The 23,652-nt window shown below is 62.6% G+C and carries 30 protein-coding genes and 1 riboswitch; of the genes, 12 read left to right on the top strand and 18 right to left on the bottom strand.

The window, feature by feature from the left end; translation table 11 throughout:
- Window positions 1–93: 93 nt before the first annotated feature.
- From EET67_RS04530 to EET67_RS04520, 3 genes are all read right to left on the bottom strand, one after another.
- Window positions 94–1,044, bottom strand: a complete 951-nt coding sequence (locus EET67_RS04530) for an acetyl-CoA carboxylase carboxyltransferase subunit alpha (protein WP_128625025.1) — start codon at window positions 1,042–1,044, stop codon at window positions 94–96.
- A gap of 91 nt (window positions 1,045–1,135) precedes the next feature.
- Window positions 1,136–2,059, bottom strand: a complete 924-nt coding sequence (locus tag EET67_RS04525; RefSeq protein ID WP_128625024.1) for a site-specific tyrosine recombinase XerD — start codon at window positions 2,057–2,059, stop codon at window positions 1,136–1,138.
- 2 nt (window positions 2,060–2,061) lie between these two features.
- Window positions 2,062–2,211, bottom strand: a complete 150-nt coding sequence (locus EET67_RS04520; protein ID WP_128625023.1) for a histidine kinase — start codon at window positions 2,209–2,211, stop codon at window positions 2,062–2,064.
- 111 nt (window positions 2,212–2,322) lie between these two features.
- On the opposite strand from EET67_RS04520, the gene EET67_RS04515 reads away from it, so the two are divergent.
- The 3 genes from EET67_RS04515 to EET67_RS04505 are packed head-to-tail and all read left to right on the top strand — an operon-like array spanning window position 2,323 to window position 4,960.
- Window positions 2,323–2,925, top strand: a complete 603-nt coding sequence (locus EET67_RS04515; protein ID WP_128625022.1) for a shikimate kinase — start codon at window positions 2,323–2,325, stop codon at window positions 2,923–2,925.
- Window positions 2,922–4,043, top strand: coding sequence for a 3-dehydroquinate synthase (gene aroB / locus EET67_RS04510; protein WP_128625021.1), 1,122 nt, complete (start codon window positions 2,922–2,924; stop codon window positions 4,041–4,043). The genes EET67_RS04515 and aroB overlap by 4 nt, the downstream gene beginning before the upstream one ends.
- Entirely contained in the window at window positions 4,040–4,960 is a 921-nt protein-coding gene (locus EET67_RS04505; RefSeq protein WP_128625020.1) for a transporter associated domain-containing protein, read from the top strand. Before aroB ends, EET67_RS04505 begins: the two co-directional genes overlap by 4 nt.
- Before the next feature lie 36 nt (window positions 4,961–4,996).
- Here the strand turns inward: EET67_RS04505 and EET67_RS04500 are convergent, their stop codons facing one another.
- The 4 genes from EET67_RS04500 to EET67_RS04485 form a co-directional block, all read right to left on the bottom strand.
- Window positions 4,997–5,713, bottom strand: coding sequence for an aquaporin (locus EET67_RS04500; protein WP_128625019.1), 717 nt, complete (start codon window positions 5,711–5,713; stop codon window positions 4,997–4,999).
- Window positions 5,710–6,240: an arsenate reductase ArsC gene (locus EET67_RS04495; RefSeq protein WP_128625018.1), complete on the bottom strand. Its 531-nt coding sequence runs from the start codon at window positions 6,238–6,240 to the stop codon at window positions 5,710–5,712. Before EET67_RS04495 ends, EET67_RS04500 begins: the two co-directional genes overlap by 4 nt.
- Window positions 6,241–6,243: 3 nt before the next feature.
- The gene (locus EET67_RS04490) at window positions 6,244–6,588 is read right to left on the bottom strand and encodes an ArsR/SmtB family transcription factor (RefSeq protein ID WP_128625017.1); all 345 of its coding nucleotides are present in this window, start codon (window positions 6,586–6,588) and stop codon (window positions 6,244–6,246) included.
- A 66-nt stretch (window positions 6,589–6,654) separates the two neighbouring features.
- Entirely contained in the window at window positions 6,655–6,957 is a 303-nt protein-coding gene (locus tag EET67_RS04485; protein ID WP_128625016.1) for a BolA family protein, read from the bottom strand.
- 83 nt (window positions 6,958–7,040) lie between these two features.
- Between EET67_RS04485 and EET67_RS04480 the strand changes: the two genes are divergently transcribed.
- Window positions 7,041–7,658, top strand: coding sequence for an alpha/beta hydrolase (locus tag EET67_RS04480; protein WP_128625015.1), 618 nt, complete (start codon window positions 7,041–7,043; stop codon window positions 7,656–7,658).
- A gap of 30 nt (window positions 7,659–7,688) precedes the next feature.
- Window positions 7,689–7,988 (top strand): GNAT family N-acetyltransferase, encoded by a 300-nt coding sequence (locus tag EET67_RS04475; RefSeq protein WP_128625014.1) that lies wholly within the window; start codon window positions 7,689–7,691, stop codon window positions 7,986–7,988.
- Window positions 7,989–8,005: 17 nt separating this feature from the next.
- Here EET67_RS04475 and EET67_RS04470 read toward each other — a convergent pair whose 3' ends face one another.
- The 3 genes from EET67_RS04470 to rpmB form a co-directional block, all read right to left on the bottom strand.
- Window positions 8,006–8,578 (bottom strand): DNA-3-methyladenine glycosylase, encoded by a 573-nt coding sequence (locus EET67_RS04470; RefSeq protein ID WP_128625013.1) that lies wholly within the window; start codon window positions 8,576–8,578, stop codon window positions 8,006–8,008.
- A complete protein-coding gene (locus EET67_RS04465) occupies window positions 8,578–9,258 on the bottom strand; it encodes a queuosine precursor transporter (protein ID WP_128625012.1) in 681 nt (226 codons plus the stop codon). The genes EET67_RS04470 and EET67_RS04465 overlap by 1 nt, the downstream gene beginning before the upstream one ends.
- A gap of 88 nt (window positions 9,259–9,346) precedes the next feature.
- Window positions 9,347–9,643, bottom strand: a complete 297-nt coding sequence (gene rpmB / locus EET67_RS04460) for a 50S ribosomal protein L28 (protein ID WP_128625011.1) — start codon at window positions 9,641–9,643, stop codon at window positions 9,347–9,349.
- Window positions 9,644–9,887: 244 nt separating this feature from the next.
- On the opposite strand from rpmB, the gene EET67_RS04455 reads away from it, so the two are divergent.
- Complete coding sequence (locus EET67_RS04455) at window positions 9,888–10,679, top strand: DUF3108 domain-containing protein (RefSeq protein ID WP_128625010.1); 792 nt, start codon at window positions 9,888–9,890, stop codon at window positions 10,677–10,679.
- Between the two features lie 29 nt (window positions 10,680–10,708).
- Window positions 10,709–11,599, top strand: coding sequence for an aromatic amino acid exporter YddG (gene yddG, locus EET67_RS04450; RefSeq protein ID WP_128625009.1), 891 nt, complete (start codon window positions 10,709–10,711; stop codon window positions 11,597–11,599).
- 15 nt (window positions 11,600–11,614) lie between these two features.
- Here yddG and gloB read toward each other — a convergent pair whose 3' ends face one another.
- A complete protein-coding gene (gene gloB, locus EET67_RS04445; RefSeq protein ID WP_128625008.1) occupies window positions 11,615–12,382 on the bottom strand; it encodes a hydroxyacylglutathione hydrolase in 768 nt (255 codons plus the stop codon).
- Between the two features lie 130 nt (window positions 12,383–12,512).
- On the opposite strand from gloB, the gene EET67_RS04440 reads away from it, so the two are divergent.
- A complete protein-coding gene (locus EET67_RS04440; protein ID WP_128625007.1) occupies window positions 12,513–13,247 on the top strand; it encodes a class I SAM-dependent methyltransferase in 735 nt (244 codons plus the stop codon).
- 10 nt (window positions 13,248–13,257) lie between these two features.
- Here EET67_RS04440 and EET67_RS04435 read toward each other — a convergent pair whose 3' ends face one another.
- Window positions 13,258–14,532, bottom strand: a complete 1,275-nt coding sequence (locus EET67_RS04435; RefSeq protein WP_128625006.1) for an MFS transporter — start codon at window positions 14,530–14,532, stop codon at window positions 13,258–13,260.
- A 128-nt stretch (window positions 14,533–14,660) separates the two neighbouring features.
- On the opposite strand from EET67_RS04435, the gene EET67_RS04430 reads away from it, so the two are divergent.
- A complete protein-coding gene (locus tag EET67_RS04430) occupies window positions 14,661–15,242 on the top strand; it encodes a TetR/AcrR family transcriptional regulator (protein ID WP_128625101.1) in 582 nt (193 codons plus the stop codon).
- Between the two features lie 15 nt (window positions 15,243–15,257).
- On the opposite strand, the gene metA is transcribed toward EET67_RS04430, so the two are convergent.
- Window positions 15,258–16,196 (bottom strand): homoserine O-acetyltransferase MetA, encoded by a 939-nt coding sequence (metA, locus tag EET67_RS04425; RefSeq protein WP_128625005.1) that lies wholly within the window; start codon window positions 16,194–16,196, stop codon window positions 15,258–15,260.
- Between the two features lie 74 nt (window positions 16,197–16,270).
- Window positions 16,271–16,350: riboswitch (SAM riboswitch) on the bottom strand.
- 120 nt (window positions 16,351–16,470) lie between these two features.
- Between metA and hisC the strand changes: the two genes are divergently transcribed.
- Both hisC and EET67_RS04415 read left to right on the top strand, forming a co-directional pair.
- Window positions 16,471–17,580: a histidinol-phosphate transaminase gene (hisC, locus tag EET67_RS04420; RefSeq protein ID WP_128625004.1), complete on the top strand. Its 1,110-nt coding sequence runs from the start codon at window positions 16,471–16,473 to the stop codon at window positions 17,578–17,580.
- A 5-nt stretch (window positions 17,581–17,585) separates the two neighbouring features.
- The gene (locus tag EET67_RS04415; protein ID WP_170313210.1) at window positions 17,586–18,524 is read left to right on the top strand and encodes a prephenate/arogenate dehydrogenase family protein; all 939 of its coding nucleotides are present in this window, start codon (window positions 17,586–17,588) and stop codon (window positions 18,522–18,524) included.
- A gap of 23 nt (window positions 18,525–18,547) precedes the next feature.
- Here EET67_RS04415 and EET67_RS04410 read toward each other — a convergent pair whose 3' ends face one another.
- Window positions 18,548–19,534 (bottom strand): DUF2125 domain-containing protein, encoded by a 987-nt coding sequence (locus EET67_RS04410; protein WP_128625003.1) that lies wholly within the window; start codon window positions 19,532–19,534, stop codon window positions 18,548–18,550.
- A 180-nt stretch (window positions 19,535–19,714) separates the two neighbouring features.
- Here EET67_RS04410 and EET67_RS04405 point away from each other — a divergent pair, with 180 nt between their 5' ends.
- On the top strand, window positions 19,715–20,278 hold the full coding sequence (locus tag EET67_RS04405) for a gamma-glutamylcyclotransferase (RefSeq protein WP_128625002.1): 564 nt from the start codon (window positions 19,715–19,717) through the stop codon (window positions 20,276–20,278).
- Here the strand turns inward: EET67_RS04405 and EET67_RS04400 are convergent.
- The 4 genes from EET67_RS04400 to ftsE form a co-directional block, all read right to left on the bottom strand.
- On the bottom strand, window positions 20,241–21,041 hold the full coding sequence (locus tag EET67_RS04400; protein ID WP_128625001.1) for a lysophospholipid acyltransferase family protein: 801 nt from the start codon (window positions 21,039–21,041) through the stop codon (window positions 20,241–20,243). The genes EET67_RS04405 and EET67_RS04400 overlap by 38 nt on opposite strands.
- 84 nt (window positions 21,042–21,125) lie before the next feature.
- Window positions 21,126–21,851 carry a YdcF family protein gene (locus tag EET67_RS04395; protein ID WP_128625000.1) on the bottom strand — a complete coding sequence of 242 codons (726 nt, stop codon included), beginning with the start codon at window positions 21,849–21,851 and terminating at the stop codon, window positions 21,126–21,128.
- Window positions 21,852–21,940: 89 nt separating this feature from the next.
- On the bottom strand, window positions 21,941–22,936 hold the full coding sequence (locus tag EET67_RS04390) for a cell division protein FtsX (RefSeq protein ID WP_128624999.1): 996 nt from the start codon (window positions 22,934–22,936) through the stop codon (window positions 21,941–21,943).
- Window positions 22,929–23,588, bottom strand: coding sequence for a cell division ATP-binding protein FtsE (gene ftsE / locus EET67_RS04385; protein ID WP_128624998.1), 660 nt, complete (start codon window positions 23,586–23,588; stop codon window positions 22,929–22,931). The genes EET67_RS04390 and ftsE overlap by 8 nt, the downstream gene beginning before the upstream one ends.
- Window positions 23,589–23,652: the final 64 nt, after the last annotated feature.

Genomic DNA, 23,652 nt, shown 5'->3' with positions numbered 1-23,652 from the left:
GGCAATTTTGTGGCGGGAAACCGGCAGCGGATGTGGTTTTGCCACAATCCTGACTCCATGCAGCCACTATTTTCCGCGTATTTCGCTCCGAATTCAGAGATTTCGGCCGATTGCCAAGTATTTTTCGCGGCGTTTCTCGCGAAAATCGACCGGATTTGCAGAAAAATCAGCAAAAGTCTTGGCGATCAGATCGCCCGTGGACTTGATCACCATGTCGGGAGAGCGGTGCGCTCCGCCCAGCGGTTCGGGGATGATGGCGTCGATCACCTTGAGGGCGAGCAGGTCCTGCGCGGTGATCTTCATATTGGTCGCGGCATCCTTGGACCGCGTGGTGTCGCGCCACAGGATCGAGGCTGCCCCCTCCGGCGAGATCACCGAATAGATGGCGTGTTCGAGCATGTAGACGCGGTTTGCCGTGGCAATCGCGATGGCGCCGCCCGAGCCGCCCTCGCCGATGACGACCGAGATGGAAGGCACTTTCAGCGCCAGGCATGCCGAGGTCGATCGCGCGATGGCCTCGGCCTGTCCCCGCTCTTCGGCGCCGACGCCCGGATAGGCGCCTGCGGTGTCGACCAGCGACACCAGCGGGATCGAGAAGCGGTCCGCCAGCTCCATGATGCGCACCGCCTTGCGGTAGCCTTCAGGGCGCGGTGAGCCGAAATTGTGCTTCAACCGGCTCTTGGTGTCGGAGCCTTTTTCCTGACCCATGACCGCGACCGGTTCGCCGCGGAAGCGGGCGAAACCGCCGACGATGGCGTTGTCCTCGCCATAGGTGCGATCGCCCGCCAGCGGCGTGAAGTCGGTAAACAGCGTGCTGATGTAATCGAGACAGTGCGGCCGGTCGGGATGGCGCGCCACCTGGACCTTCTGCCATGGCGTCAGCGCCTTGTAGGCATCGCGCAGCGCTTCCTTGGAACGCTTCTCGAGCCGGATGATTTCGTCGCCGACATCGATCGCCTCGCCATTTTCTGCAAGTTTCTTCAGTTCAAGGATCTTTCCTTCAAGATCAGCGACCGGTTTTTCGAAATCGAGATAATTGTACATGCGTGGGCGGACCAATATGTCGGGATACCAATGGCAGCCTCCACCCTCAACAGCCGGGTGCGGCGCCGCGAAAACGTGCTTTCACATAACGTCAGCTTGTCTTGTCGGCAAGCGGATGATGATCGTTGACCAGTCGCACCAGTCGTTCTTCGAGCACATGGGTGTAGATTTGTGTCGTCGATATGTCGGAATGCCCGAGCAATTGCTGGACTGCCCGCAGATCGGCACCATTGTGCAGAAGGTGGCTGGCAAAGGCATGGCGCAGCACGTGGGGCGAGATCTTGGCGGCTGAAATGCCGGCGCGCGCTGCCAGTGCCTTCAGGTCGCGGGCGAATATCTGCCGCGGCAAGTGGCCGCTCTCGGAAGCTGCGGGGAAAAGATAGGGGTTGTCTTCATAGGCCGGCATCGTGCCGCGCTCGCCCAGCCAGGCCCGCATGGCCTCGCGCGCCTTGGCCGAAAGCGGCACCATGCGCTCCTTGTCGCCCTTGCCGCGCACGATGAAGAAGCGCTCGTCGCGCAAGGCAACGCTGAGCGGCAGGCTGACCAGCTCGGAAACGCGCAAGCCCGTCGCATAGAGCACCTCCACCAGCGCGTGGAGCCGCAGCGCCGCCAGCCGCGCCGCATCGCCTAGCGCCGGGTCGCCTGCTTCCGTTGCGGCCCGGTCGATGAGACGACCCGTCTCCGCCTCACTCATCGTCTTGGGCAGTGAGCGTTCTTTTCTTGGGCTATCGAGGGTGCCCGTCGGGTCGTCCGCCCGCAAACCTTCCATATAGAGAAACTTGAAGAATTGCCGCAGTGCCGACAGCTTGCGGGCCTGCGAAGAAGACGCAAACCCCCGTGCTGCAATCTCGCCCAGATAGGTTCGAATGTCCGCGGTTTGCGCAGCGGCCAGATCGCCGACTGCCTCGGCAGCGTCTTCCAGGTCGCGCCGGTACGAAGCAAGCGTGTTGTCGGCCGCGCCGCGCTCGGCGCTCATCATCTCCAGAAAAGCCTCGATGCGCACAGCGCTTTTCATGGCTATTGCTGCGGATTGATCTTGTCTGCCGGAATCCGGATGGTGATCTCGCCCTTCTTCGGCTCGACATAGGTGACGAGGGCGAACATCGCCGCATAGGCAAGGCCGGCCAGAACGGCAAGCGTGACGATGAACCGGAATAAGGTCGGCATATGCGAAGGCCTAGTTTTGGTGCCGTGCCGTTATGGGACGTGCGTCGTGTCATTTCAAGGGCGTGCAGCGAACCCTTGACGCAACCGGGGATTTGATGTCGAAACGCGCCCATGGATAAGGCCTCGCAAAACGCAGTCTGGACGCAAGCGGAGATAGTAAAGCAGCTTGGCAAGCGTTCGATTGTCTTTGTCGGCCTGATGGGCGCCGGCAAGACGGCGATCGGCCGCAAGGTGGCCGGCATGCTGCGCCTGAATTTCATCGACAGCGACCATGAAATCGAAGAGGTCTCGCGCATGAGCGTGCCGGAGCTTTTCGAGCGTTACGGCGAGCCGGAGTTCCGGGCGCTGGAGCAGCGCGTCATCCTGCGCTTGCTGGAAGGGGGCCCGCAGGTTCTGTCGACCGGCGGTGGCGCCTTCATGAATGCGCAGACACGCGCGGCGATTGCCGAGCATGGCGTCTCGGTGTGGCTGAAAGCCGATATCGATACGCTGATGGATCGCGTCGGCAAGAATCGCGCACGCCCGCTGCTGCAAAATCCCGATCCGCGCGGCGTCATGGAACGGCTGATGGCCGAACGCTATCCGGTCTATGGCACCGCCGATGTCACGGTGACGACCCGGGACGAGCGCAAGGAAGTGATCGCAGCCGAAGTCATCGATCAACTCGGGCCCTATCTGTGCGCGCCCGGCGCAGCGGAGACCACGACGCCATGAGTAGCCAGGAAGCCGTAAAGGTCGTGGTCGGCCTCGGCGATCGAGCCTACGACATACTGATCGGCTCGGGTCTGGTCGCCAGAGCCGGGGCCGAAATTGCCGCAAGGCTGCCGGGCATTCGCGCTGCGATCATTACCGACGAGAACGTTGCCGCTGCTCATCTCGCCGCGCTTTCCGAAAGCCTCGAAAAGGCAGGCATCGCCTCCACCGCAATCACCCTGCCGGCCGGCGAAAAGACGAAGAGCTTTGCCGCGCTGCAGCAAGTCGTGGACGGTGTGCTTGCCGCACGACTGGAGCGGGGTGATGCGGTCATCGCGCTTGGCGGTGGCGTCATCGGCGATCTGGCCGGCTTTGCGGCAGGCATCGTCAGGCGGGGCATGAATTTCATCCAGATGCCGACCTCCCTGCTGGCGCAGGTCGACTCCTCCGTCGGCGGCAAGACCGGTATCAACAGCGCCCATGGCAAGAATCTCGTCGGCGTCTTCCACCAGCCGCGCCTCGTCCTGGCCGACACCGATGTTCTGGACACACTGCCGCGGCGGGAGTTTCGTGCCGGCTACGCGGAAGTCGCCAAATACGGGCTGATCGACCGGCCGGACTTCTTTGCCTGGCTGGAGCGCAACTGGCAGGAGATTTTTGCCGGCGGACCGGCCCGAGCCGAGGCGATTGCGCAATCCTGCCGGGCCAAGGCCGATGTGGTGGCCCGGGACGAATTCGAGACCGGGGACCGGGCGCTGCTCAATCTCGGCCACACCTTCGGCCATGCGCTGGAGGCTGCGACCGGCTATGACGGCACCCGGCTGGTTCACGGTGAAGGTGTTGCCATCGGCATGGCGCTGGCCCATCGCTTCTCGGCGCGGATGAACCTTGCATCGCCAGACGACGCCGCCCGCGTCGAGGCGCATTTGCGGGCCGTCGGCCTGCCTTGGCGCATGCCCGACATTCCCGGCCAACTGCCCGATGCCGAAAGGCTGCTCGCCTATATCGCCCAGGACAAGAAGGTCTCGCGCGGCAAGCTTACCTTCATCCTCACCCGCGGCATCGGCCAGTCCTTCATTGCCAAGGACGTGCCTGCTTCCGAAGTTCTGGCCTTTCTCCGGGAGAACCATCCGGAATGAGAGCCGAACTGCTCTTTCCCGGCATTCTTGTCGCGCTGGTTCTGGCCGCGCTGGCGTTTCGCACGCGGCTTCTTGCGGCGTTCGGCCATGAATTGCGCCGGATCGAGACGCCGCAATCCAAAGATGAAGAGCCGCGCGCCGCCTCGGCGGACTCCGTTCGGGAAAATGGTGGCAGGCCAAATCAAAACCGCGTCGGCGGGCTCCTCGATCTCGACGATCTCGATGTTTCGGACGTGATGGTTCACCGGCTGAGCATGCGCTCGGTCAATGTGGACAATCCGCCGGAGGCGGTCGTGCACGAGATCCTGCAAAGCCCGCACACGCGCATGCCGCTGTGGCGCGGCTCCACCGACAACATTGTCGGCATCCTGCATGCCAAGGACCTGCTGCGGGCGCTGGACGAGGTGGGGAACGATTTCTCGCGCATCGATGTGCTGAAGATCGCCTCCAAGCCCTGGTTCGTGCCGGACACGACCACGCTTCAGGAACAGCTCAACGCCTTTTTACGCCGCAAGGCGCATTTTGCGCTCGTCGTCGACGAATATGGCGAGTTGGAAGGACTGGTCACGCTGGAGGACATCATCGAGGAAATCGTCGGCGAGATTGCCGACGAACATGATGTCGACATGCAGGGTGTACGCCAGGAGGCAGACGGCTCGATCGTGGTCGACGGATCGGTCCCGATCCGCGACCTCAACCGGGCGCTGGACTGGCAGTTGCCCGATGACGAGGCTGTGACGGTGGCGGGGCTGGTCATCCACGAGACGCAGTCCATCCCCGAGGAGAAGCAGTCCTTCACTTTCCACGGCAAGCGCTTCATCGTCATGAAGCGCGAGAAGAACCGGATAACGCGGATCAGGATCAGGCCGGCAGCACCGGAGGTGCAGCCGCTGACGCGCCCCTCTCAGCCGGTTTGAAGCGCGTCGCGATCTTTCAGATTCGCTTGTCGCGCATTAGGCCTTTGTTTTTGCGCATGTCTTTTCCCCGAAAACGGTTCCCACTTTCGGGAGACATGCTCCGGGCCATAGCACCGCAGCCGCCATTGCACCGATGGATGCGCCGACGCATTGCGCGATGATGAAGGGCATGACGTCCACGAGCCTGATCCCGGTAAACGTATCGGTGAGCGCGCGCGCAACCGTCACCGCCGGATTGGCAAAAGATGTCGACGCCGTGAACCAGAAGGCGGCGGTGATGTAGAGTCCGACTGCCATCGCAGTGGAAGCAGGCGCCCGGGAAATGCAGCCGAATATGGTGAGAACGAGCCCGAAGGTCGCGATCGTCTCCGCCAACCATTGGCCAGGGCCTGTGCGAGCGGTGGCCGATAGCTGCAACAGCGGCACCTCGAACATCATGTGGGCAGCCCAAACGCCGAAAACCGCACCGGCAAGTTGTGCCGCTATATAGGGAGCGCAATCCCGCCATGGAAAGCGTCGCGCAAAGGCAAGGGCAAGCGTGACCACCGGATTGAAATGCGCGCCTGAGACAGGTCCGAAGATCTGGATGAGCACAACCAGCATCGCGCCGGTCGGCAGGGCATTGCAAAGCAGCGCCAGCGCGACATTGCCGCCGGCAAGCTTCGAGGCCATGATCCCCGACCCGACAATGGCGGCGAGCAGGAGCGCAGAGCCGAGACCCTCGGCGAGAATGCGTCCGGCAGGCGCACTCATTTGGAACCCTTGTCGAGTGGCTTGGAGGCCCCTTCGAGATTCCCGATGCCGGCAAGCCTGGTTGCAAGCGAAAGCCGATCGAGGCTTTCGAGCGGCAGCGCGGTGAAGGCCGAGATTCGGTTCTTCAAATATCTGAAGGCGGTGACGAAGGCCGCTTCCCGCTGAAGATCGCTTACGCCGACATCGGCGGGATCGTCGATCCCCCAATGGGCGCTGGCCGGATGGCCCGGCCAGACGGGGCAGGCTTCACCGGCGGCGTTGTCGCAGACGGTGAAGATGAAATCCATTTGGGGAGCATCGGGAGACGAAAACTCCTCCCAGCTTTTCGAGCGAAAGCCGGCCACCGGATACCCATAGCTCTCAAGAACCTTGAGCGCGAAGGGATTGACGGCCCCCTTGGGCTGGCTGCCTGCGGAATAGGCCTTGAAGCGTGGGGCGCCGTCTTTTTCCAGTATGCTCTCGGCCAGGATCGACCGAGCACTGTTACCGGTGCACAAAAACAGGACGTTGAAGGGGCGATCGGCCATGGTTTACCTGCAGGCATCGAGACAAGGATTGAGTTCGGCAAGAAGTGGCGCGCAGATTTCCGATCTGCCGTGGCAGCAGTCTTTCAACAGAAACAACGTCAGGTCCCGAACGGTGGAAAGCTTCGCGCGATAGATGATCGATCGGCTCTGGCGCCGGCTTTCGGTCAACCCGACACGGGTCAGGATGGCGAGATGAGCCGACAGCGTGTTCTGGGGGATATCGAGCAGACGCGCCAGGTCGCCGGCCGCCATGCCCTCGGGCTCGGCCGCAACCAGTTGGCGAAAGGCGTCGAGGCGCGTTTGCTGCGCCAGTGCTGAGAGAGCGTCAATTGCTTCCTGTTCATCCATATATCCAGACTAATGGATATATGTGACGGTTGGATGACAGCCGAGACGGCGAAATGCGTTCTCGACCTACCAGCGGGTGGGTTCGCCCGGCGCCGCGGTTTCGATCGCCAGCGCATGAAGGCCGGCCTCGAATTCATCCGCCAGAAGCGCGTTGACGGAACGATGGCGGTCGACACGGCTCATGCCCGAGAAAGCCGCCGAGACGATCCGTACACGAAAATGCGTCTCCCCGGTGCCGTCATAGGTGACACGATGGCCGGAGGCTTCGTGATGATGGCCGGCATGAAGATGGCTTTCATTGATCACCGCCAACCGCTCCGGCGCATAGGCAGCACTCAGCTTGGCTTCCATCGTCTCCTTTATGGACATTGGCCGTCTCCTTGCCCAAATATGTATCTGTTGCGTCAGCGCCCAGGGCTTTCGTCCTCTTGCTGTAGCGAAGGAGGTTCGAAATGTCCAAGGACGCTTACACATTCACCACCCTGCCCGGCACCGCCGGCGGACCGCTTGCGTTCCTCTTCCACGGCACCGGCGGCAATGAAAACCAGATGCTGGGGCTGGCGCTCGAACTGCTGCCGGGGATTGCCGCCATCTCGCCGCGCGGCGATGTTTCCGAATACGGGGCGGCACGCTTCTTCCGCCGCACCGGCGAGGGCGTCTACGACATGGACGATCTCGCGCTGCGGACGACGAAGATGGCGGGGTTCGTGCGCGCTCATATCGAGGAGGCCAAGCCTTCATCCGTCATCGGCCTCGGTTTTTCCAACGGCGCCAATATCCTGGCCTCGCTGATTTTTGCCGAACCGGCGCTATTCGATGCCGCCGTGCTGATGCATCCGCTGATCCCGTTCAAACCGGACGTAAAGGGCGATCTTTCCGGCCGCCGCATCCTCATCACCGCCGGCCGCAGGGACCCTATCTGCCCGCCGGAACTGACCTTGCGGCTCGACAGCTATCTGCGTGCCGAAGGCGCGGAGGTGACGCTGGAATGGCATGATGGCGGCCATGAAATGCGCCAGAACGAAATCGAGGCAGCGCGCGGTTTCCTCGCTGCCGTCAAAGCCGCATGATGCCTTATCCAGATAGAATCGGAGCACATAATGACGCAAGAATTGCCGGAAATCGCCCTTGAGGACAAAGGCTCGAAGGGGCGCTATTTCCTGCGTGCTCCAGACGGGGCGGAAGCGGAAATGACTTTCACCAAGGTCGGCGAACACCAGATCATCATCGACCATACCGAGGTTCCTGACGCCTTTCGCGGCCAGGGCGCGGGGCTCAGGCTGGTGACGCGGGCTGTCGAGGATGCCCGCTCTGCCGGCAAGAAGATCATCCCCCTTTGCCCCTTTGCCGCCGCGCAGTTTCGCCGCCATCCCGAATGGGCCGACGTGCTGAAGGGATAAATGGACGGGACTTCGGGTTAATATCCTGAGGCCTGAAGCGATATCTGCGGGAAGCGTCGGCTGACGAAAGGCGAGCCTGCAAGTCCGAAGCGCCATGGCTGGTCGACCGCCTTGCGGATGCCGATGCGCTTGCCGACCGAGATTTCGATATCGCGCTTGGCGACAGCGAGCCGAAACTGGCCGCCGTGAAGGGCGGTTCCGTCATGCGAGCGGTCGATCGCCAATGCCTGGCTGAGCCGGCCGGGACCGGCGCACAGCAACCTGATGTCGCTGGTTCCGCGCCGCTCGCTCATGAGATCGAGGCCGGTTTTCGGCTCGATGGCGCGGATCAGCACCGCGCTGCCTGGCGTGCAGACGAAATTGAGGCACCAGTGCACGCCGTAGGAGCGATAGACATAGGCGTGGCCTGCCGGGCCGAACATTGCCGCGTTGCGCTCGGTACGGCCGCGAAAGCTGTGGGAGGCCGGATCGTCGGGCAGGTAGGCTTCCGTCTCCACGATCATGCCGCCGGCGCCATTGATCTCGATGGTGGCGCCGATGAGGCTCTGCGCCACGACGGTGGCATCGCGCAAGAAGAACGACGTCTCCATCAGACGGCGACGGCGGGCTGGCTCCAGCGTGCGGCGATGAGCCGATAGGGAATCAGCGCCACCACGGCGATGACCAGCTTCATCCCCATATCGCCAAGCGCCCAGGACACCCAGCGGGAAGCCTCGAAGGGAAGCACCCCCATCAAGGGCGCCGTTTGCAGCGCGAAGTCGTCGCCGGGTCCGGCGAAGGCGAAGGCAGCCGCGAAGGCGATCGTAAAGAAGATTGCAGTGTCGATGACGGAACCGGCCAGAGTGCCGAAGATCGGCGCGCGCCACCAGGACTGGCGACGCAGCCAGTTGAACACCGTCACGTCGAGCAGTTGCGCCGACAGGAAGGCGGAACCGGAGGCCATGGCGATGCGCACCAGCCGGTCTGACGCCGTTTCGAATTCGATCAGGCCATATTGAAACAGTAATGGCGGCACCACGATCGAGCAGACTACCGCGACCATGAAGCCGACAAAGACCACGCGCCGGGCCATGCGCGGGCCGTAGCGACGATTCGCGAGGTCGGTGACAAGGAAGGCGATGGGATAGGCGAAGGCGCCCCAAGTGAGGATGTCGGCAAGGGCGAGCGGGCCCAGTTGTCCCTGCACGGGAAACTGGACGAGTATGTTGGCCGCCACGACCACAAGCGCCATGGCAGCCACGAAGGGCAAATATCTGGGAGAAAATTTCATTTTTTTAGCCTGGGTGATGGAACCAGTGGAACATGGCTCGAGATGACCATGTTCCCGGTAGGCGGTCGTCCCCCGCCTGGAAAATGCGTTATGCTGCGGCCTGTTCGGCGATCTTCTTGGCGATCTGCTTCTTCAAAAGGCGCGCGCGCTGCGAAAGCTCTTCGGCATCAGCCTTCACGAGGAAGGCATCGAGGCCGCCGCGATGCTCGACCGAGCGCAGGGCATTGGCCGAAATGCGCAGACGCACATTCTGGTTCAGCGCCTCGGAGATCAGCGTCACATTGACGAGGTTGGGCAAAAACCGGCGACGCGTCTTGTTATTGGCGTGGCTTACATTGTTGCCGGACATAACGGCCTTGCCGGTCAGTTCACATGCGCGGGACATTTTTCACTTACCTTCGAATCTTGAACGGGCCAAACGATCATGACGCACCAATACCCGGCGCGCAGTCGGATCAGGCGACCGCATGGAAAAGTCGGCGTTCCTTAGTGTCATTTGGCCAAGGCGTCAAGCACCGGCGTGCTTTCCGCACCATGGCCTCTTCACAATAAGGCCGGATTTGGCACCTTTATGCAACCGGGAGGGATCGCGCAACCGAACGATGTTCGGTTTCAAGAGGTGGTCTTGCATGAAGCGACTTGCGAAATTCGTCTTTCTGGGGTTTGCCGCGGCGGCATCAGCGGTGCCGGCTGCTGCCGAGACAAAAGCAGCGTCGTTCCAGAGCGAGTACTCCCTATCCCTCCTCGGCTTCACTGTGGCGCGCTCCAGCTTTTCCAGCACCTTCCAGGGCGACAGATTCTCGGTTCGCGGATCGATGGCCAGTGCCGGCCTCGCCAAGATCTTCGACAGCACCAAGGGAACGATCTCCGCATCGGGCCGCTTTTCCGGCCCGCGCCCGCGCCCGGAAAGCTTCGCCTCCGACTATGTGTCCGGCAAGAAAGCGCAAAGGACCGAGATCAGCTTTGCCCGCGGCAATGTCGCCAGGACCGTCAATGTTCCGCCGCTGAAAAAGCGCGGCAGCGATTGGGTGCCGGTCGCAACGGCCGATCTGCGCGCGGTCGCTGATCCGATCTCGGCGACACTGGTCCGGGCCGACAATCCGAAGGAGATTTGCGGACGCACGGTCAAGATGTTCGATGGCGAGATGCGCGCCGATCTGGTGCTCAACTACTCTTCCACGGAGCCGGTCTCAATTGCGGGATATGAGGGCAAGGCGGTGTTTTGCAATGCGCGCTTTGTGCCTGTCGCCGGTTATCGCAAGGGCCACAGGTCGATCGAGTACCTGCGCAACCGCAGCAAGATCGCCATTGCATTTGCACCCGTCGGCACAACCGGCATATATGCCCCGATCTATGCCACGGTCGGTACGCAGATCGGCACGGTCACCATCCGTGCGCGCAAGTTCGAGCCGGGTAATTAGGGACAGGTGGTGGTCCCTGCGGAGGGATCATGGGGCGGGCAACACTCATCGGCTTTTCGGCGGTCGCCATGTGGGCGCTGCTGGCACTGCTTACCGATGCGTCGGGCTCGGTGCCGCCCTTCCTGCTTTCAGCGATCACATTCACTATAGGCACCGGTGTGGGCCTTGTCGCGCGCCTCGTCACCGGCACCGCGCCAGAGCGGCAGAAAATCCCGCCGCAGGTATGGATGGTCGGCATTGTCGGCCTGTTCGGCTATCATTTCTTCTATTTCACCGCGCTGCGCAATGCACCGGCAGTGGAGGCAAGCCTGATCGCCTATCTGTGGCCGCTTCTGATCGTGCTCGGTTCGGCGCTGATGCCGGGCGAAAGACTGCGCTGGAACCACATCGCCGGTGCGCTGCTTGGCCTCGCCGGCACCGTTCTCATCGTCACCAAGGGCGGCGGCCTCGCCTTTGAAAGCCGCTATCTGTTCGGCTATGCGATGGCCGGCGTCTGCGCCTTCTTCTGGTCGGGCTATTCGCTGTTGTCACGCCGCTTCGCCTCGGTGCCGACCAGCATCGTCACCTGGTTCTGCGCGGCGACGGCGCTGCTTTCCTTCCTGTGCCATCTGCTGCTGGAGGAAACGGTGCTGCCCGCGACCGCCGGCCAATGGCTCGCTGTTGTCGGCCTGGGCCTGATGCCGGTCGGCGCGGCCTTCTACACCTGGGACCACGGCGTCAAGCGCGGCAATATCCAGATATTGGGCGCGGCCAGCTATGCCGCCCCGCTGCTTTCGACGCTGGTGCTGATTTTCGCCGGCTTTGCCGAACCGACGCTCAATATCCTCGCCGCCTGCGCCCTCATCACCGGCGGTGCGGTGCTGGCGGCCAAATCCATGCTGTTCGGCGGCACGCGCCCCCGAGCGAAGGTGGAAGCCTGACGCTGTTCTGCGGCGTCAAAACAGGTCCTTTCGCTTACGCAACTCGGCAAACACCTCCTCATCGGCGGCATTCTCCAGTCCGAGATTCTTCCTGATCGTCTTGTCGTGCCAGCGCAGGAACGGATTGGTTGCCAGTTCCTCGGCCATCGTGGTGGGAAGCGTCGGCTTTCCCTCCGCCCGCTGGCGGTCGATCCTGGCCGCGCGTTCCTTTAGCGCGGAATTGGTCAGATCAACCGACAGCGCAAAACGGGCGTTGGCCTGCGTGTATTCGTGGCCGCAATAGATCGTGGTTTCAGCCGGCAGTGCGGCAAGTTTCTTCAACGACGCGAACATAGACGCCGCAGGCCGTTCGAACAGCCGGCCACAGCCCAGCGCGAAAAGCGTGTCGGCCGTGAACGCCACCTTGGCTGCCGGAAAATAATAACAGACATGGCCTGCAGTATGGCCGGGCGTTTCTATGACATGCACCTGATGAGTGCCGAAGGTGAGCACCGAACCATCCTCGACCGTCTCGTCGATGCCGGGAATTTTTGCTGCCTCGGCTTCCGGGCCGATGATGCGCAGGCCGAACCGCTTCTTCAGCGCCAGATTGGCCTCGACATGATCGGTGTGGTGATGCGTGGTCAGGATCAGGTTAGGCGTCCAGCCGGTGCGGTGCACTGCCGCCAGGATCGGCGCTTCCTCCGGCGCGTCGATCAGTGCGGTCTGGCCGCTCTGACCGTCATGCACCAGAACGCCGAAATTGTCGCTCCGGCACATGAATTGTTCGATCCGAAGGGTCATTGGCCGGCTCCATGAAACGGGATTAAAAATTGCGCAAAGCAGCCTGAAGGATAGGGCGAGCACCAGCCTGTGTCACCTGTGGCTACGGCCTTCGTTGAACTTCGGCGGCAACGCCGCTACCGTCCGCTGCATGAATTCGGATATCGTCGATCTGCGCTCGTTTTACAGCACCCCGTTGGGCGGCATTGCCGCCCAATCCATCGGCATGGCGCTTTCATCGATCTGGGCCAATGTCCCCAATGAGCGCCTGGTGGGGCTCGGCTATGCCCTGCCCTGGCTCGACCGTTTGGGGGTAGACGCCGAGCGCGTCTTCGCCTTCATGCCGGCGACGCAGGGAGCCGTGAACTGGCCGCCGGCGCGGCCCTCGGCAACGGCGCTGGTGTTTGATGAGGAATTGCCGCTGGTTGATTCGTCAATCGACCGCATGCTGCTCGTCCATTCGCTCGAACATGCCGAGAACCCGCGCGAGACGCTGAAGGAGATCTGGCGTGTGTTGTCGCCGGCCGGGCGCGTGGTCATTGTCGTGCCGAACCGGCGTGGCGTGTGGGCGCGCTTCGAACATACCCCGTTCGGCACCGGCCGACCCTTCTCGCGCAGCCAGTTGAACGAATTGCTGCGCGACGCCAATTTCACGCCCGCTGCCTGGTCCGAGGCGCTGCTGTTTCCGCCCTCTCAGCGCGGTTTCGTGCTGCGTTCCCACCGTCTGCTGGAACGGGTCGGCCGCCACTTCTGGCCGATCTTTTCCGGCGTCGTGGTGGTGGAGGCGCAAAAACGCCTCTATCAGGGCGTGCCGGTTGCAGCGCGTGCATCGCGGCGCGTATTCGTGCCGGTTCTGTCGCCGGGAGCCCGGCCGGCGCTGCGCTAACCGATACGTATTACGCCGGTTGCGCCAGAGCTTCCTGTTGCCTGGTCGGGCCGATCAGCATCGACAGCACCGCAGCCACGATCGCCGTCATGCCGGCAATCTGGAACGCCAGCACATAGTCGCCCTGAAGCTCGCGCAGATAGCCACCGAAGAAAGCGGCGGTCGCCGCGCCGACCTGATGGCCGGCGACGATCCAGCCGAACACCAGCGGCCCGCTGCGGTCGCCGAAGGCCTCGTTGGAAAGACGCAGCGTCGGCGGCACGGTGGCGATCCAGTCGAGGCCGTAGAAGATGGCGAAGATGGTCAGGCTGGTGGCCGAAAAACCGGAGAAGGGAAGATAGATCAGGGCCAGGCCACGAATGCCGTAATAGATGCCGAGCAGCTTGCGCGGATCGAAGCGATCCGTCAGCCAGCCCGAAAGCGTGGTGCCGATCAGGTCGAATACTCCCATCAACGCCAGCAGGCTGGCAGCCTGCACCTCCGGAATGCCCATGTCGCCACAATAGGCGATGAGATGGGTGCCGACCAGGCCATTGGTGGTGAAGCCGCAGACGAAAAAAGTCGCGAACAGATACCAGAACACGCGGGTGCGCGCCGCCTGCCGCAATGTGCCCAAAGTGAGTAGGATGAAATTGCCCTTTGGGGCCACATGCGGTTCGTCCTCGGTAGCCCCGTAGCGTGTCAGGCCGATGGAGGCCGGGCGCTCCGGCACGAGGAAATAGACCAGCGGCAGCAGCGCCGCCATGGCGACCGAAACCGCGATCACCACCGGCTTCCAGCCGCCCGATTGCGCCAGCGCCGCCATGGCCGGCAGGAACACCAGCATGCCGGTGGCGCTGCTTGCCGACATCAGCCCCATCATCAGGCCGCGATTGGTCTTGAACCAGCGATTGACGATGGTCGCGCCCAGAACGGAGGCGACGGCGCCTGAACCGATGCCGGAAAAGATCCCCCAGGTCATGACCAGATGCCACGCCTCGGTCATGAACAGGCTGGCAGCGGTCGACAGCGACATCAGCGCCAGCGCGCCCAGAAGGGTGCGCCGCAAGCCGACGCGGTCCATCAGCGCGGCGGCAAAAGGACCGGCCAGGCCGTAGAGGAAGATGCCGATGGCCGCCGCCACAGAAATGGTGTCGCGCCGCCAGCCGAAGGCGTCTTCCAGCGGCAGCATGAGCACGCCCGGCGCCGAGCGCAGCCCCGCCGAGATCAGCAGCGCCAGGAAGATCACCGCCACCACCACGAAAGCGTAGCGCTGGCCAAACGGTCGAGTCTGCACTATGTTCATGTTACTGACCGGTACGTAAGAGTTTTGCCTAGATACGTACCGATCGGTAACAAAGTCAAGCGGGCAACGGGGAAATGACAGGCGAAGCTGCCAAAGATGCTGACAAAGTGACCGCACCGCCATCACATATGGCGGTCGGGCGACCCTCGCCGCGAGCTGCCGAGCGTATCCTCGAAGTGGCGCGCAACCTCTTCTACCGGCAGGGCATCCGCGCCATCGGCGTCGACGAGATCGTGCGCCGCGCCGGCGTTACCAAGCCCAGCCTCTATCGCAGTTTTTCCTCCAAGGACGAATTGGCGGCTTCCTATCTGCGCCTTTACGAGGTCGAGTTCTGGAAGCGCTTCGATGCGGCCGTGGCCAAGCATCCCGGAGAGCCGCGCAAGCAGATTTTGGCGTTTCTGGCCGGCATCGGCACGCGCGCGGTCATGCCGGACTATCGCGGCTGCGGCATGACCAATGCGGCGATCGAATATCCCGAGATCGGCCATCCGGCGCGGCTGGTGGGCGAGGCGAACAAGAGCGAGCTGCGTAGCCGCCTGCGGGCCATGGCGACCGAGATGGGCGCTAGGAACCCGGACATACTGGGTGACGGCCTGCTGCTCTTGATCGAGGGCGCCTATGTCTCCGGCCAGCTTTTCGGGCCAGGAGGCCCGGCAGCCTCGATCGCGGCCAATGCCGACCTGCTGATCGAGGCAAGCCTGCGGCGATAGCGCTTCCGCCAGGCCCTATGTCGTGGTCGGGGAGAGATCCCCTCCGACATCTTCCAGTTCGTAAGGCGTGGTCTGATAGACCTGGTTGATCCAGTTGCCGAAGAGCAGATGGGCGTGCGAGCGCCAGCGGTTGAGCGGCTGGCGGGCCGGATCGTTGTCCGGATAATATTCATGCGGCACGGCGATTTCCGTGCCAGCGGCCACGTCGCGGTCGTATTCCTCCTTGAGCGACATGGAATCATATTCGATGTGGTTGAACATATAGAGCCGGTTGCCCGTTGCCTCAGCCAGCAGGCAGGGGCCGGTCACGTCCGATTCCATAAGCAGGTTCAACCCCGAGCCTGCCGGAATGTCGGTGCGGCGCACCTCCGTCCAGCGCGAGACGGGAATGGCGAAATCATCTGAAAAGCCTGCAAGGTAAGGCGAGGCAGGTGCATTGTTGCGATGCCGGAAGACGCCGAAGGCCTTCTTGTCGAGCGTGTATTTCGGAACCCGATGGAAATGCCATGCGGCGGCCATCGCCCCCCAACAGATGAAGAAGGAAGAATGGACATGGGTGGTCGTCCATTCAAAGATACGCCTGAGCTCATCCCAGTAGGTGACGTCCTCGAAGGGCAAGAGTTCGATCGGCGCGCCGGTGACGATGAAGCCGTCGAACTTGCGGTCCTTCACTTCCTCCCAGGTCTGGTAGAAGGAGATGAGGTGGTCCTCGGGCGTGTTCTTGGCCTTGTGATTGCCGATGCGCACCAGCGTCAGCTCGACCTGCAGCGGCGTCGCACCAATCAGGCGCGCGAATTGCGTCTCCGTACGGATCTTGTTGGGCATGAGATTGAGGAGCCCGATCTGCAGCGGGCGAATGTCCTGGCGCAGCGCCGTGCGCTCGTCCATCACGGACACGCCTTCGCGCACAAGCACCTCGTGGGCGGGGAGCTGATCGGGGATCTTGATCGGCATCGCACAAACTCCAAACAGAAAGGCCGGTCCTGAAAACAAAAGAACCGGCGGCGAAATCGCGGCCGGTCCGAACGAGCTCGTCTTTATCGGCCTTTTTAGCGATTTCTTTAACGTGGCTGCAAGCCGACCGGCCCAAATCACCACGGAACGTCGACCGCTTTTACGACCGCGCCCGTACAGCGTCAACGCCTAAGCTTTTCCTCGACATTCCGCGCCCCGGCTTGTATTCCCCCAGCGGCCCCTCAGGCTCAGAAATTATCCGGATATTCTCGCCATGACGCACGCAAACGACACCAGCCGCCCCCAGCCAAAGCCTGGAGTGATGGACATTGCGGCTTATGTGCCGGGCAAGAGTGCCGCACCTGCCGGCGTGACGGTTCACAAGCTGTCCTCCAATGAAAATCCGCTGGGCCCCTCGCCGGCGGCAATCGAGGCGGTACGTGAAGTTGCCGGAAAGCTGGAATTCTATCCCGACGGCTCGGCCACCAGGCTGCGCGAGGCGATTGCCGAGACCTACGGGCTGAACCCGGCCAATATCGTCTGCTCGAACGGATCGGACGAGATCATCGGCCTATTGGGCTCGACCTATCTGCGGCCTGGCGACGAGGGCATCTTCACCGAGCACGGCTTCCTGGTCTACCGCATCTGCATCCAGGCGGCAGGCGCCGTGCCCGTGGTGGCAAAGGAAACCAACGAGACCTCCAATGTCGACGCCATTCTCGCGGCTGTAACGGACAAGACGCGGATCGTCTTCCTGGCCAATCCCAACAATCCGACCGGCACCTATCTGCCGTTCGAGGAGGTGCGCCGGCTGCATGAGGGCCTGCCGAAGCAGGTGCTTCTGGTGATCGACGCCGCCTATGCCGAATATGTCCGCCGCAACGACTATGAAGCGGGCATCGAGCTTGTCTCGAACTCGCAGAATGTGGTGATGACGCGCACCTTCTCCAAAATCCATGGGCTTGGTGGCGCGCGCATCGGCTGGGCCTATGCGCCTTCCCACATCATCGACGCGCTCAACCGCGTACGTGGCCCCTTCAACGTCAACGCCGTGGCAATTGCGGCGGGCGTGGCCGCCATGCGCGACCGCGCCCATGTCCAGAAGACGCAGGAGCACAATGAGAAGTGGCTTGCCTGGCTGAGCGAGGAATTGCCGAAGCTCGGCCTTCGAGTGACCCCCAGCGTCGGAAATTTCGTGCTGATCCATTTTCCCGAGGATGAAAAACATTCGGCGGCAGCCGCCGACGACTATCTGACAGAGCGAGGTTATATTCTGCGGCGCGTTGCAGGCTACGGTTTTCCCAACGCGCTGCGGATGACAGTCGGAACCGAAACCGCCAATCGCGGCGTCATCGCCGCACTGTCCGAATTCCTCAAAAGTTAGAAATCATGTCAGAACCCCTGTTTGAAAAGATTGCCCTGGTCGGCATCGGCCTCATTGGCTCGTCGCTTGCTCGGGTGATCGCTCGCGAGAAGCTCGCCCGTCACGTCTCGATTTCCACCCGCAGCCCGCAGACGCTGGCGCGGGCGCAGGAGCTTGGCCTCGGCCACTCCTACTCAACCAGTGCCGCCGAAGCGGTGAAGGATGCCGATCTGGTGATCGTCTCGGTGCCGGTCGGCTCGTCCGGTGCGGTCGCCGAGGAAATCGCACCGGCGCTGAAGTCGGGCGCCATCGTCACCGATGTCGGCTCCACCAAAGGCTCCGTCATCGCGCAGATGTCCCCGCATATGCCGGCGCATGTGCATTTCATTCCCGGCCACCCGCTGGCGGGTACGGAAAAATCCGGTCCGGATGCCGGCTTCGCCGACTTGTTCCAGAACCGCTGGTGCATCTTCACGCCACTGCCGGGAACCGATCCGGCCGCGCTGGCAAAGCTGTCCGAATTCTGGCTCCGCTGCGGTTCGAATATCGACACCATGGACCCCGACCATCATGACATGGTGCTCGCCATCGTCTCGCATCTGCCGCATATCATCGCCTACAACATCGTCGGCACGGCCGACGATCTGCAGACGGTAACCAAATCCGAAGTCATCAAATATTCCGCTTCGGGCTTTCGCGATTTCACCCGGCTTGCCGCTTCCGACCCGACCATGTGGCGGGACGTGTGCCTGCACAACAAGGATGCGATCCTTGAAATGCTGGCGCGGTTCTCGGAAGACCTTGCCTCGCTGCAGCGGGCGATCCGCTGGGGCGACGGCGAAAAACTGTTCGACATGTTTACCCGCACGCGCGCGGTACGCCGCTCGATCATCGACGCCGGACAGGAAATCGATGCGCCCGACTTCGGCCGGCAAGCCATGGTCCATCCTGAAAAGCAGGCATAGGCAAGGCCAGCGCATTAGGCTGGTCAGTCCAGCGGCGGAATGTTGCCCAGCTTTATGAAGCCCATAGATGCCCTGCCCTTGGCGATTTTAACGGGCAGGGAAGGCGCGTCGCCAAGCATGGCAAGGCCGGCGGAGACTTGCTCGATCTGCTCGCGCATTTCGGGCAAGGCTGCGGAAAGCGCCGTCGCCAGGCCTTTCGGGTCGCGCAGCGTCAGCTTGAACTGCGCGTCCAGAAGCCCGTCCTCACCGACCGAGAACGGTCCGCTGACCAGAATGGACGTTGCCTCGCCGGTCGACAGCGCCAATGTGCGGATCGTGCCGGATTGCCCGCGCAGGCTTCTGAGGTTCTTGCCGACCAGTGCCACGCCATTGTTAACGGTCAGGTCGGCCTCACCGGCCAGAGGCGGCACCGCGTGTCCCTCAAGCACGGTTGCGTCGAGGATGAGCCCGCCAAACCTGCCGGCAAGATCGAGATCCTTGCCGTTAGGGCGCAAGTGGCCTTCGAATGTCGATGCCGTCGCCAAAGGATTGCCGGCAGCGGTGGCGACGTTCAGGTTCCGGCCTTCCAGCGAAAGCCGTTCCGGCAGCGGAGAGGCAAGGCGAATGCTCGCGCGAAGATTTTCCCACTGCAAGGCCAAAGGCTGCGTCGGCGGCACATCGATGCGAGCCGGGCCGTCGAGTTCGGCGACAAGGTGCATCGGATCGTAGATCTGGCCGGCGGAACGGAAGCTGCCGGCCGACACGCTTATGCCCTGCGCAGCATTCTCGAAGGCCACGCTGTCGCAGAACATGCCGAGGCGGAAAGGAAAGCCCCGCGCCTCGGGGTTTACGCATTCGGCAGTCGCACCGTTGCGGTTGAGCGCTGCCACCGCCGCCTGGGCCTGCGTTTCCAGCCTGCCGGCAAGATAGAACCAGCCGGCACTGTAGCCGCCGAACAGGACGACGATGAAAACCGCAAGCCACAGGAAACGGCGGCTGGAACTTGACCTGGGGCGTGCATTTGACGGCATGTTCGGCTCCTTGGACGACCGGGACAATTTCCCCGAATCAGGGCGTTGCTCTACCTTGGGCGAAGACAGCGCCTGGAGCGTGGTTACCTCTCCTTGGATCGCCATCTCGCTCCAGCTTTTGTTTTTTTGGAGCAGGATCTTATCCGAAAGTCTGCAACTTTTCGGGGTTTGGCTGGTCATATGGGCGATTTTTGGGTTTTCGGCTATGGGTCATTGATCTGGCGCCCGGGTTTTGCCCATGTCGAGACCAGGCGCGCCCGGCTTCATGGTTATCGACGTTCCTTGTGCGTGCGCTCATTCGTCCATCGCGGTACGCCGGACCGGCCGGGATTGGTGCTGGGGCTCGACCGTGGCGGCTCCTGCGTCGGCCTGGCGTTTCGCGTGCCGCACGAACTGCGCGAGGAAGTCCTGGCCTATCTGCGCGAGCGCGAACTGACGACGAAGGTCTATCTCGAGCGCGTGCTGCCGGTACATCTGGCTGGCGGCGAGGCGGTGGAGGCGATTTGCTACACCGTCGACCGCAGGCATCGGCAATATGCCGGAAGGCTCGATGAAGCGGTCGCGGCCGGGATCGTCACCGGTTCTGTCGGCCGCTCAGGCCCGAATGAGGATTATGTCCTGAACACGCTTCAGCATCTGGAAGCGCTCGGCATCCGCGATCATTGGCTGGAGGCGGTCGGCCGGCTGCTGCCTGCCAGGTCCCCGGCTATGCCGGGCGCTGAGGCTCGCTCTCCAACTGCTTGAGACGTCGCACGGCAGTCGGCGGCAATGGCGGCGGATTGTCCGAGCCGGCGGCATCGATAAGAAGCTGGTCGCAGGCCGCTTCCGTCTCGGCGACCAAGCGGCGCATGAACTCCTCGCGCTCCAGCCCCGGCGGGATCGGCGGCAGATAGCGTGCCTTGATCGTTCCGGGATAGCGCAGGAATTTGCGGCGCGGCCAGTAAAGCCCGGCGACATGCGCGACCGGCACGACCGGCACCCCGAGTTGCGCATAGAGTTCGACGATGCCCCATTTATAGGCGGGTTCGTCGCCGGGCGCGCGCCGGGTTCCCTCCGGATAGATGATCAACTGCCGAGGGTTTCGTGCCAGTTCGGCCTTGGTCGCGGCGACTGCTGCCTTCAGCGCCTTCGAGCGGCTGCCGCGATCGATCCCGATCATCCGCATCTTGGCAATGTACCATCCGAAGAAGGGAATCCATGTCAGTTCGCGTTTGAGGATGTAAAGCGCATCGGGAATGTCAGGCAGGAAGGCGATTGCATCCCAGAAGGATTGATGCTTCGGCGCCAAAATGAAAGAGCCGGTCGGCAGGTTCTCCTGCCCGGTGATCTCGCTTTTTGTGCCGGCAAGCTTCTCCTGCAGCCACAGGCTGGAACGCACCCAGAATTTCGGCACGAACCATGCCTGCTTGCGCGGAGACAGGAAATAGAATGGCGTCCAGACGATCATCTGGATGATCAGGCTGGAATAGAAGGCGATGTTGAACGCCAGCGAGCGAAGTAGGATCATGAAGCGAAGCCTGGAATGCGGTCGCTGCTGGTTACACCAAGCCCGGAGAAAGGAAAACCACTGTCGTGGCCGGTACAGGCTGGATCAGCGCGTGGCGCGGGTGGAGGCCTCCACCACCGCGACGCTATCTTGCGTGGAGCGCAGCGGTACGACGTGGCGGGCAAGTGCGCCGAGATATTTGGTGTATTCAGTGAAAAGCACGCGCAGCGCGTCGCGATTGGCCATCCAGCGCCCCTCGTCCAGACGTGAATTCACGACCGGATATGGCTCCAGGACCGATGCTTCGAGAAAGCGGCCCATTTCCAGCAGGCTGCGCGGCATGTGGTAATTGTTGGTGACGAGGATGACGCGCTCATAGGCATGGTTGCGCACCCATTTGGCGCTTTCCTCGGCATTGCCGATCGTGTCCAGCGCGGCATAGTCGATATCGACGCAGCAGGAAAACAGGCTCTTGTCGCCGCCGGTGGCCGCCTGGAGCGATTTGCGATCGGCAATGGGATTGACACCGCTGATCAGCAAGCGCTTGCCCTTGCCGGACTTGAGCAGGCCGAGCGCGGCATCGATCCGTGACTGGCCGCCTGTCAGGACGATGATCGCATCGGCGCTGGGCGGATTTTCAGGCGTCGTCAACCGGCCGATATGCTCGGCAAACCAGCCGAACCCGGCTGCAAAAGCCATGGCGGCGCCAACCACCAAGATCGGTAATGAGCGCAGAAGAGCGGCAACGACGCCCCCTTTTGCACGTTTGTTCACGTGCAAATCTCCGGGCGGCTTCTCGCCTGCTGTTTCACCTGACCTCACTACTTTCATGGTCCCATGGTTAAACTTGCGGGGTTGCTAATACATAGGTCGCCCAAGCACATTTCGTTACAGCCCGTTGCCGAGCGTGATACGACACATCAGCCGCCATCTGGATGCCGCACGTCGATATCATGCAGATAGGTGACGACGGTGAGATGCGTAGTGGCTGCGGTCAATGCGCCCACAAGCAGCACGATCAGCGCAACTCCGGCATAGCCGGATGCACCGATCGAGAAATTGCCGAATAGCGCGGTTGCCTGGTCCGCCTGCGGCGTGGCGAGATTGAGCGACGACCACCAGGAAAAGACGATGAAGACGACCATGGCGGCCACCCCGCCGGCGGCCGCGCCCTTCATGCCGGTAATCAGGAAATGGCGCCTGAACTGGCTGGCGATGAAACGCGCCTCGGCACCGACGAAGTGCAGGACCTCGATGATGTGGCCATTGCCGGCCATGGCGCCGCGCGTTGCAAAGACCACGGTGAGAACGGTCGCCGATAGCATCAGTGCCAATATGGCCATGCCGAGCGTGACGGTGGTTCGTGCCATGGCAACGAGACGGTCGACCCAGGTGCGGTGATCGTCCAGCGACACGCCTGGTACTTCCGCCTGCAGCATCTGGCGCATGGCAGCAAAATCCGGCGGGCTGGTCTGGTCGATGGTGACGATCACCAGGCGCGGTACCGGCAGTTCATCTATGTCGAGTCCCGAGCCGAGCCAGGGTTCGAGCAACCGCGCGGTGGCCTCGCGATCCACCACCTTGGCATCGCGCACGCCGGCAAAGCCGCCGGCGATACGGGCGGCCGAAGCCAGGGCGGCTTCCATGTCAAGCCCGTCCGACGGCTTGATCTGGATCGTCGCCTCGCGCGCAATCTGGTTTTCCCACACCGAGGCGGTGTCGCGCACCAGCGTGACTGCGCCGAGCGTGAGGCAGGACAGGAAGGTCATGATGGCGATGACGAAGACAAGCGCCCGCCCGGCAATATTTTGCGGCGGCACGATCGGCGCCATTTTGCGCTGGGTGCGCTTGGGCCTGGAGCCGGTGTCGTCGGCGCCCGGACCGTCTTGCAGATCCTCGTCCTGCTGCTCAGTCATAGATGTCGAGCCTTCCATTGGCCAGGATCATGCGTCGGGCATCGACCTGCTCCATCAGGCCGAGATCGTGGGTTGCGATGACAACGGCGGTTCCCAGCCGGTTGAGCTCGATGAAAAGGCGCAGCAAGCGGCGCGCCAGCGGCGGATCGACATTGCCGGTCGGCTCATCGGCCAGCAGGATCTCCGGCTGCTCGATCAGGGCGCGGGCGATCGCTGCACGCTGCTTTTCGCCGCCCGACAGCACCGGCGGCAGGACATGCATGCGCTCGCCGAGGCCCACCCATTTCAGCAATTCGGTGACGTCGTTGCGGTAGCTCGCCTCCTCGCGGCCGCGCACCCGCAAGGGCAGCGCGACATTCTCGTAGGTCGTCATATGGTCGAGCAGGCGGAAATCCTGGAAGACGATGCCGATGCGCCGCCGCAGCAGCGGCAGTTCCTGGCGCGAGATGCGCGAACGGTCCTTGCCGAAAATGGTGATCAGGCCGCGGGTCGGCTTGAGCGACATGAACAGCAGGCGCAGCAGCGTCGTCTTGCCCGCGCCCGAAGGCCCGCTCAGGAACTGGAACGAGCGCTCGGGGATGTGAAAGGAGATGTCGCGGAGAATCTCCGAACCCATCCCATAGCGCAGGCCGACATTCTCGAAACGAATCACGTGGACAAATCCTGGATGTTGAGGACCCTCATTCAGGACCACAGCTTAAAAGACCATCGGACCG

Origin of the sequence: Borborobacter arsenicus (assembly GCF_003934165.1) — a bacterium.
Classification (GTDB): domain Bacteria; phylum Pseudomonadota; class Alphaproteobacteria; order Rhizobiales; family Rhizobiaceae; genus Pseudaminobacter; species Pseudaminobacter arsenicus.
This window is presented reverse-complemented; position numbering and strand designations above follow the sequence as displayed.

Bases quoted from the DNA above. Each gene is read 5' to 3' on its own strand.
- EET67_RS04530 (WP_128625025.1), bottom strand. From the start codon at position 1,044: ATGTACAATTATCTCGATTTCGAAAAACCGGTCGCTGATCTTGAAGGA.
- EET67_RS04525 (WP_128625024.1), bottom strand. From the start codon at position 2,059: ATGAAAAGCGCTGTGCGCATCGAGGCTTTTCTGGAGATGATGAGCGCC.
- EET67_RS04520 (WP_128625023.1), bottom strand. From the start codon at position 2,211: ATGCCGACCTTATTCCGGTTCATCGTCACGCTTGCCGTTCTGGCCGGC.
- EET67_RS04515 (WP_128625022.1), top strand. From the start codon at position 2,323: ATGGATAAGGCCTCGCAAAACGCAGTCTGGACGCAAGCGGAGATAGTA.
- aroB (WP_128625021.1), top strand. From the start codon at position 2,922: ATGAGTAGCCAGGAAGCCGTAAAGGTCGTGGTCGGCCTCGGCGATCGA.
- EET67_RS04505 (WP_128625020.1), top strand. From the start codon at position 4,040: ATGAGAGCCGAACTGCTCTTTCCCGGCATTCTTGTCGCGCTGGTTCTG.
- EET67_RS04500 (WP_128625019.1), bottom strand. From the start codon at position 5,713: ATGAGTGCGCCTGCCGGACGCATTCTCGCCGAGGGTCTCGGCTCTGCG.
- EET67_RS04495 (WP_128625018.1), bottom strand. From the start codon at position 6,240: ATGGCCGATCGCCCCTTCAACGTCCTGTTTTTGTGCACCGGTAACAGT.
- EET67_RS04490 (WP_128625017.1), bottom strand. From the start codon at position 6,588: ATGGATGAACAGGAAGCAATTGACGCTCTCTCAGCACTGGCGCAGCAA.
- EET67_RS04485 (WP_128625016.1), bottom strand. From the start codon at position 6,957: ATGTCCATAAAGGAGACGATGGAAGCCAAGCTGAGTGCTGCCTATGCG.
- EET67_RS04480 (WP_128625015.1), top strand. From the start codon at position 7,041: ATGTCCAAGGACGCTTACACATTCACCACCCTGCCCGGCACCGCCGGC.
- EET67_RS04475 (WP_128625014.1), top strand. From the start codon at position 7,689: ATGACGCAAGAATTGCCGGAAATCGCCCTTGAGGACAAAGGCTCGAAG.
- EET67_RS04470 (WP_128625013.1), bottom strand. From the start codon at position 8,578: ATGGAGACGTCGTTCTTCTTGCGCGATGCCACCGTCGTGGCGCAGAGC.
- EET67_RS04465 (WP_128625012.1), bottom strand. From the start codon at position 9,258: ATGAAATTTTCTCCCAGATATTTGCCCTTCGTGGCTGCCATGGCGCTT.
- rpmB (WP_128625011.1), bottom strand. From the start codon at position 9,643: ATGTCCCGCGCATGTGAACTGACCGGCAAGGCCGTTATGTCCGGCAAC.
- EET67_RS04455 (WP_128625010.1), top strand. From the start codon at position 9,888: ATGAAGCGACTTGCGAAATTCGTCTTTCTGGGGTTTGCCGCGGCGGCA.
- yddG (WP_128625009.1), top strand. From the start codon at position 10,709: ATGGGGCGGGCAACACTCATCGGCTTTTCGGCGGTCGCCATGTGGGCG.
- gloB (WP_128625008.1), bottom strand. From the start codon at position 12,382: ATGACCCTTCGGATCGAACAATTCATGTGCCGGAGCGACAATTTCGGC.
- EET67_RS04440 (WP_128625007.1), top strand. From the start codon at position 12,513: ATGAATTCGGATATCGTCGATCTGCGCTCGTTTTACAGCACCCCGTTG.
- EET67_RS04435 (WP_128625006.1), bottom strand. From the start codon at position 14,532: ATGAACATAGTGCAGACTCGACCGTTTGGCCAGCGCTACGCTTTCGTG.
- EET67_RS04430 (WP_128625101.1), top strand. From the start codon at position 14,661: ATGGCGGTCGGGCGACCCTCGCCGCGAGCTGCCGAGCGTATCCTCGAA.
- metA (WP_128625005.1), bottom strand. From the start codon at position 16,196: ATGCCGATCAAGATCCCCGATCAGCTCCCCGCCCACGAGGTGCTTGTG.
- hisC (WP_128625004.1), top strand. From the start codon at position 16,471: ATGACGCACGCAAACGACACCAGCCGCCCCCAGCCAAAGCCTGGAGTG.
- EET67_RS04415 (WP_170313210.1), top strand. From the start codon at position 17,586: ATGTCAGAACCCCTGTTTGAAAAGATTGCCCTGGTCGGCATCGGCCTC.
- EET67_RS04410 (WP_128625003.1), bottom strand. From the start codon at position 19,534: ATGCCGTCAAATGCACGCCCCAGGTCAAGTTCCAGCCGCCGTTTCCTG.
- EET67_RS04405 (WP_128625002.1), top strand. From the start codon at position 19,715: ATGGGCGATTTTTGGGTTTTCGGCTATGGGTCATTGATCTGGCGCCCG.
- EET67_RS04400 (WP_128625001.1), bottom strand. From the start codon at position 21,041: ATGATCCTACTTCGCTCGCTGGCGTTCAACATCGCCTTCTATTCCAGC.
- EET67_RS04395 (WP_128625000.1), bottom strand. From the start codon at position 21,851: ATGAAAGTAGTGAGGTCAGGTGAAACAGCAGGCGAGAAGCCGCCCGGA.
- EET67_RS04390 (WP_128624999.1), bottom strand. From the start codon at position 22,936: ATGACTGAGCAGCAGGACGAGGATCTGCAAGACGGTCCGGGCGCCGAC.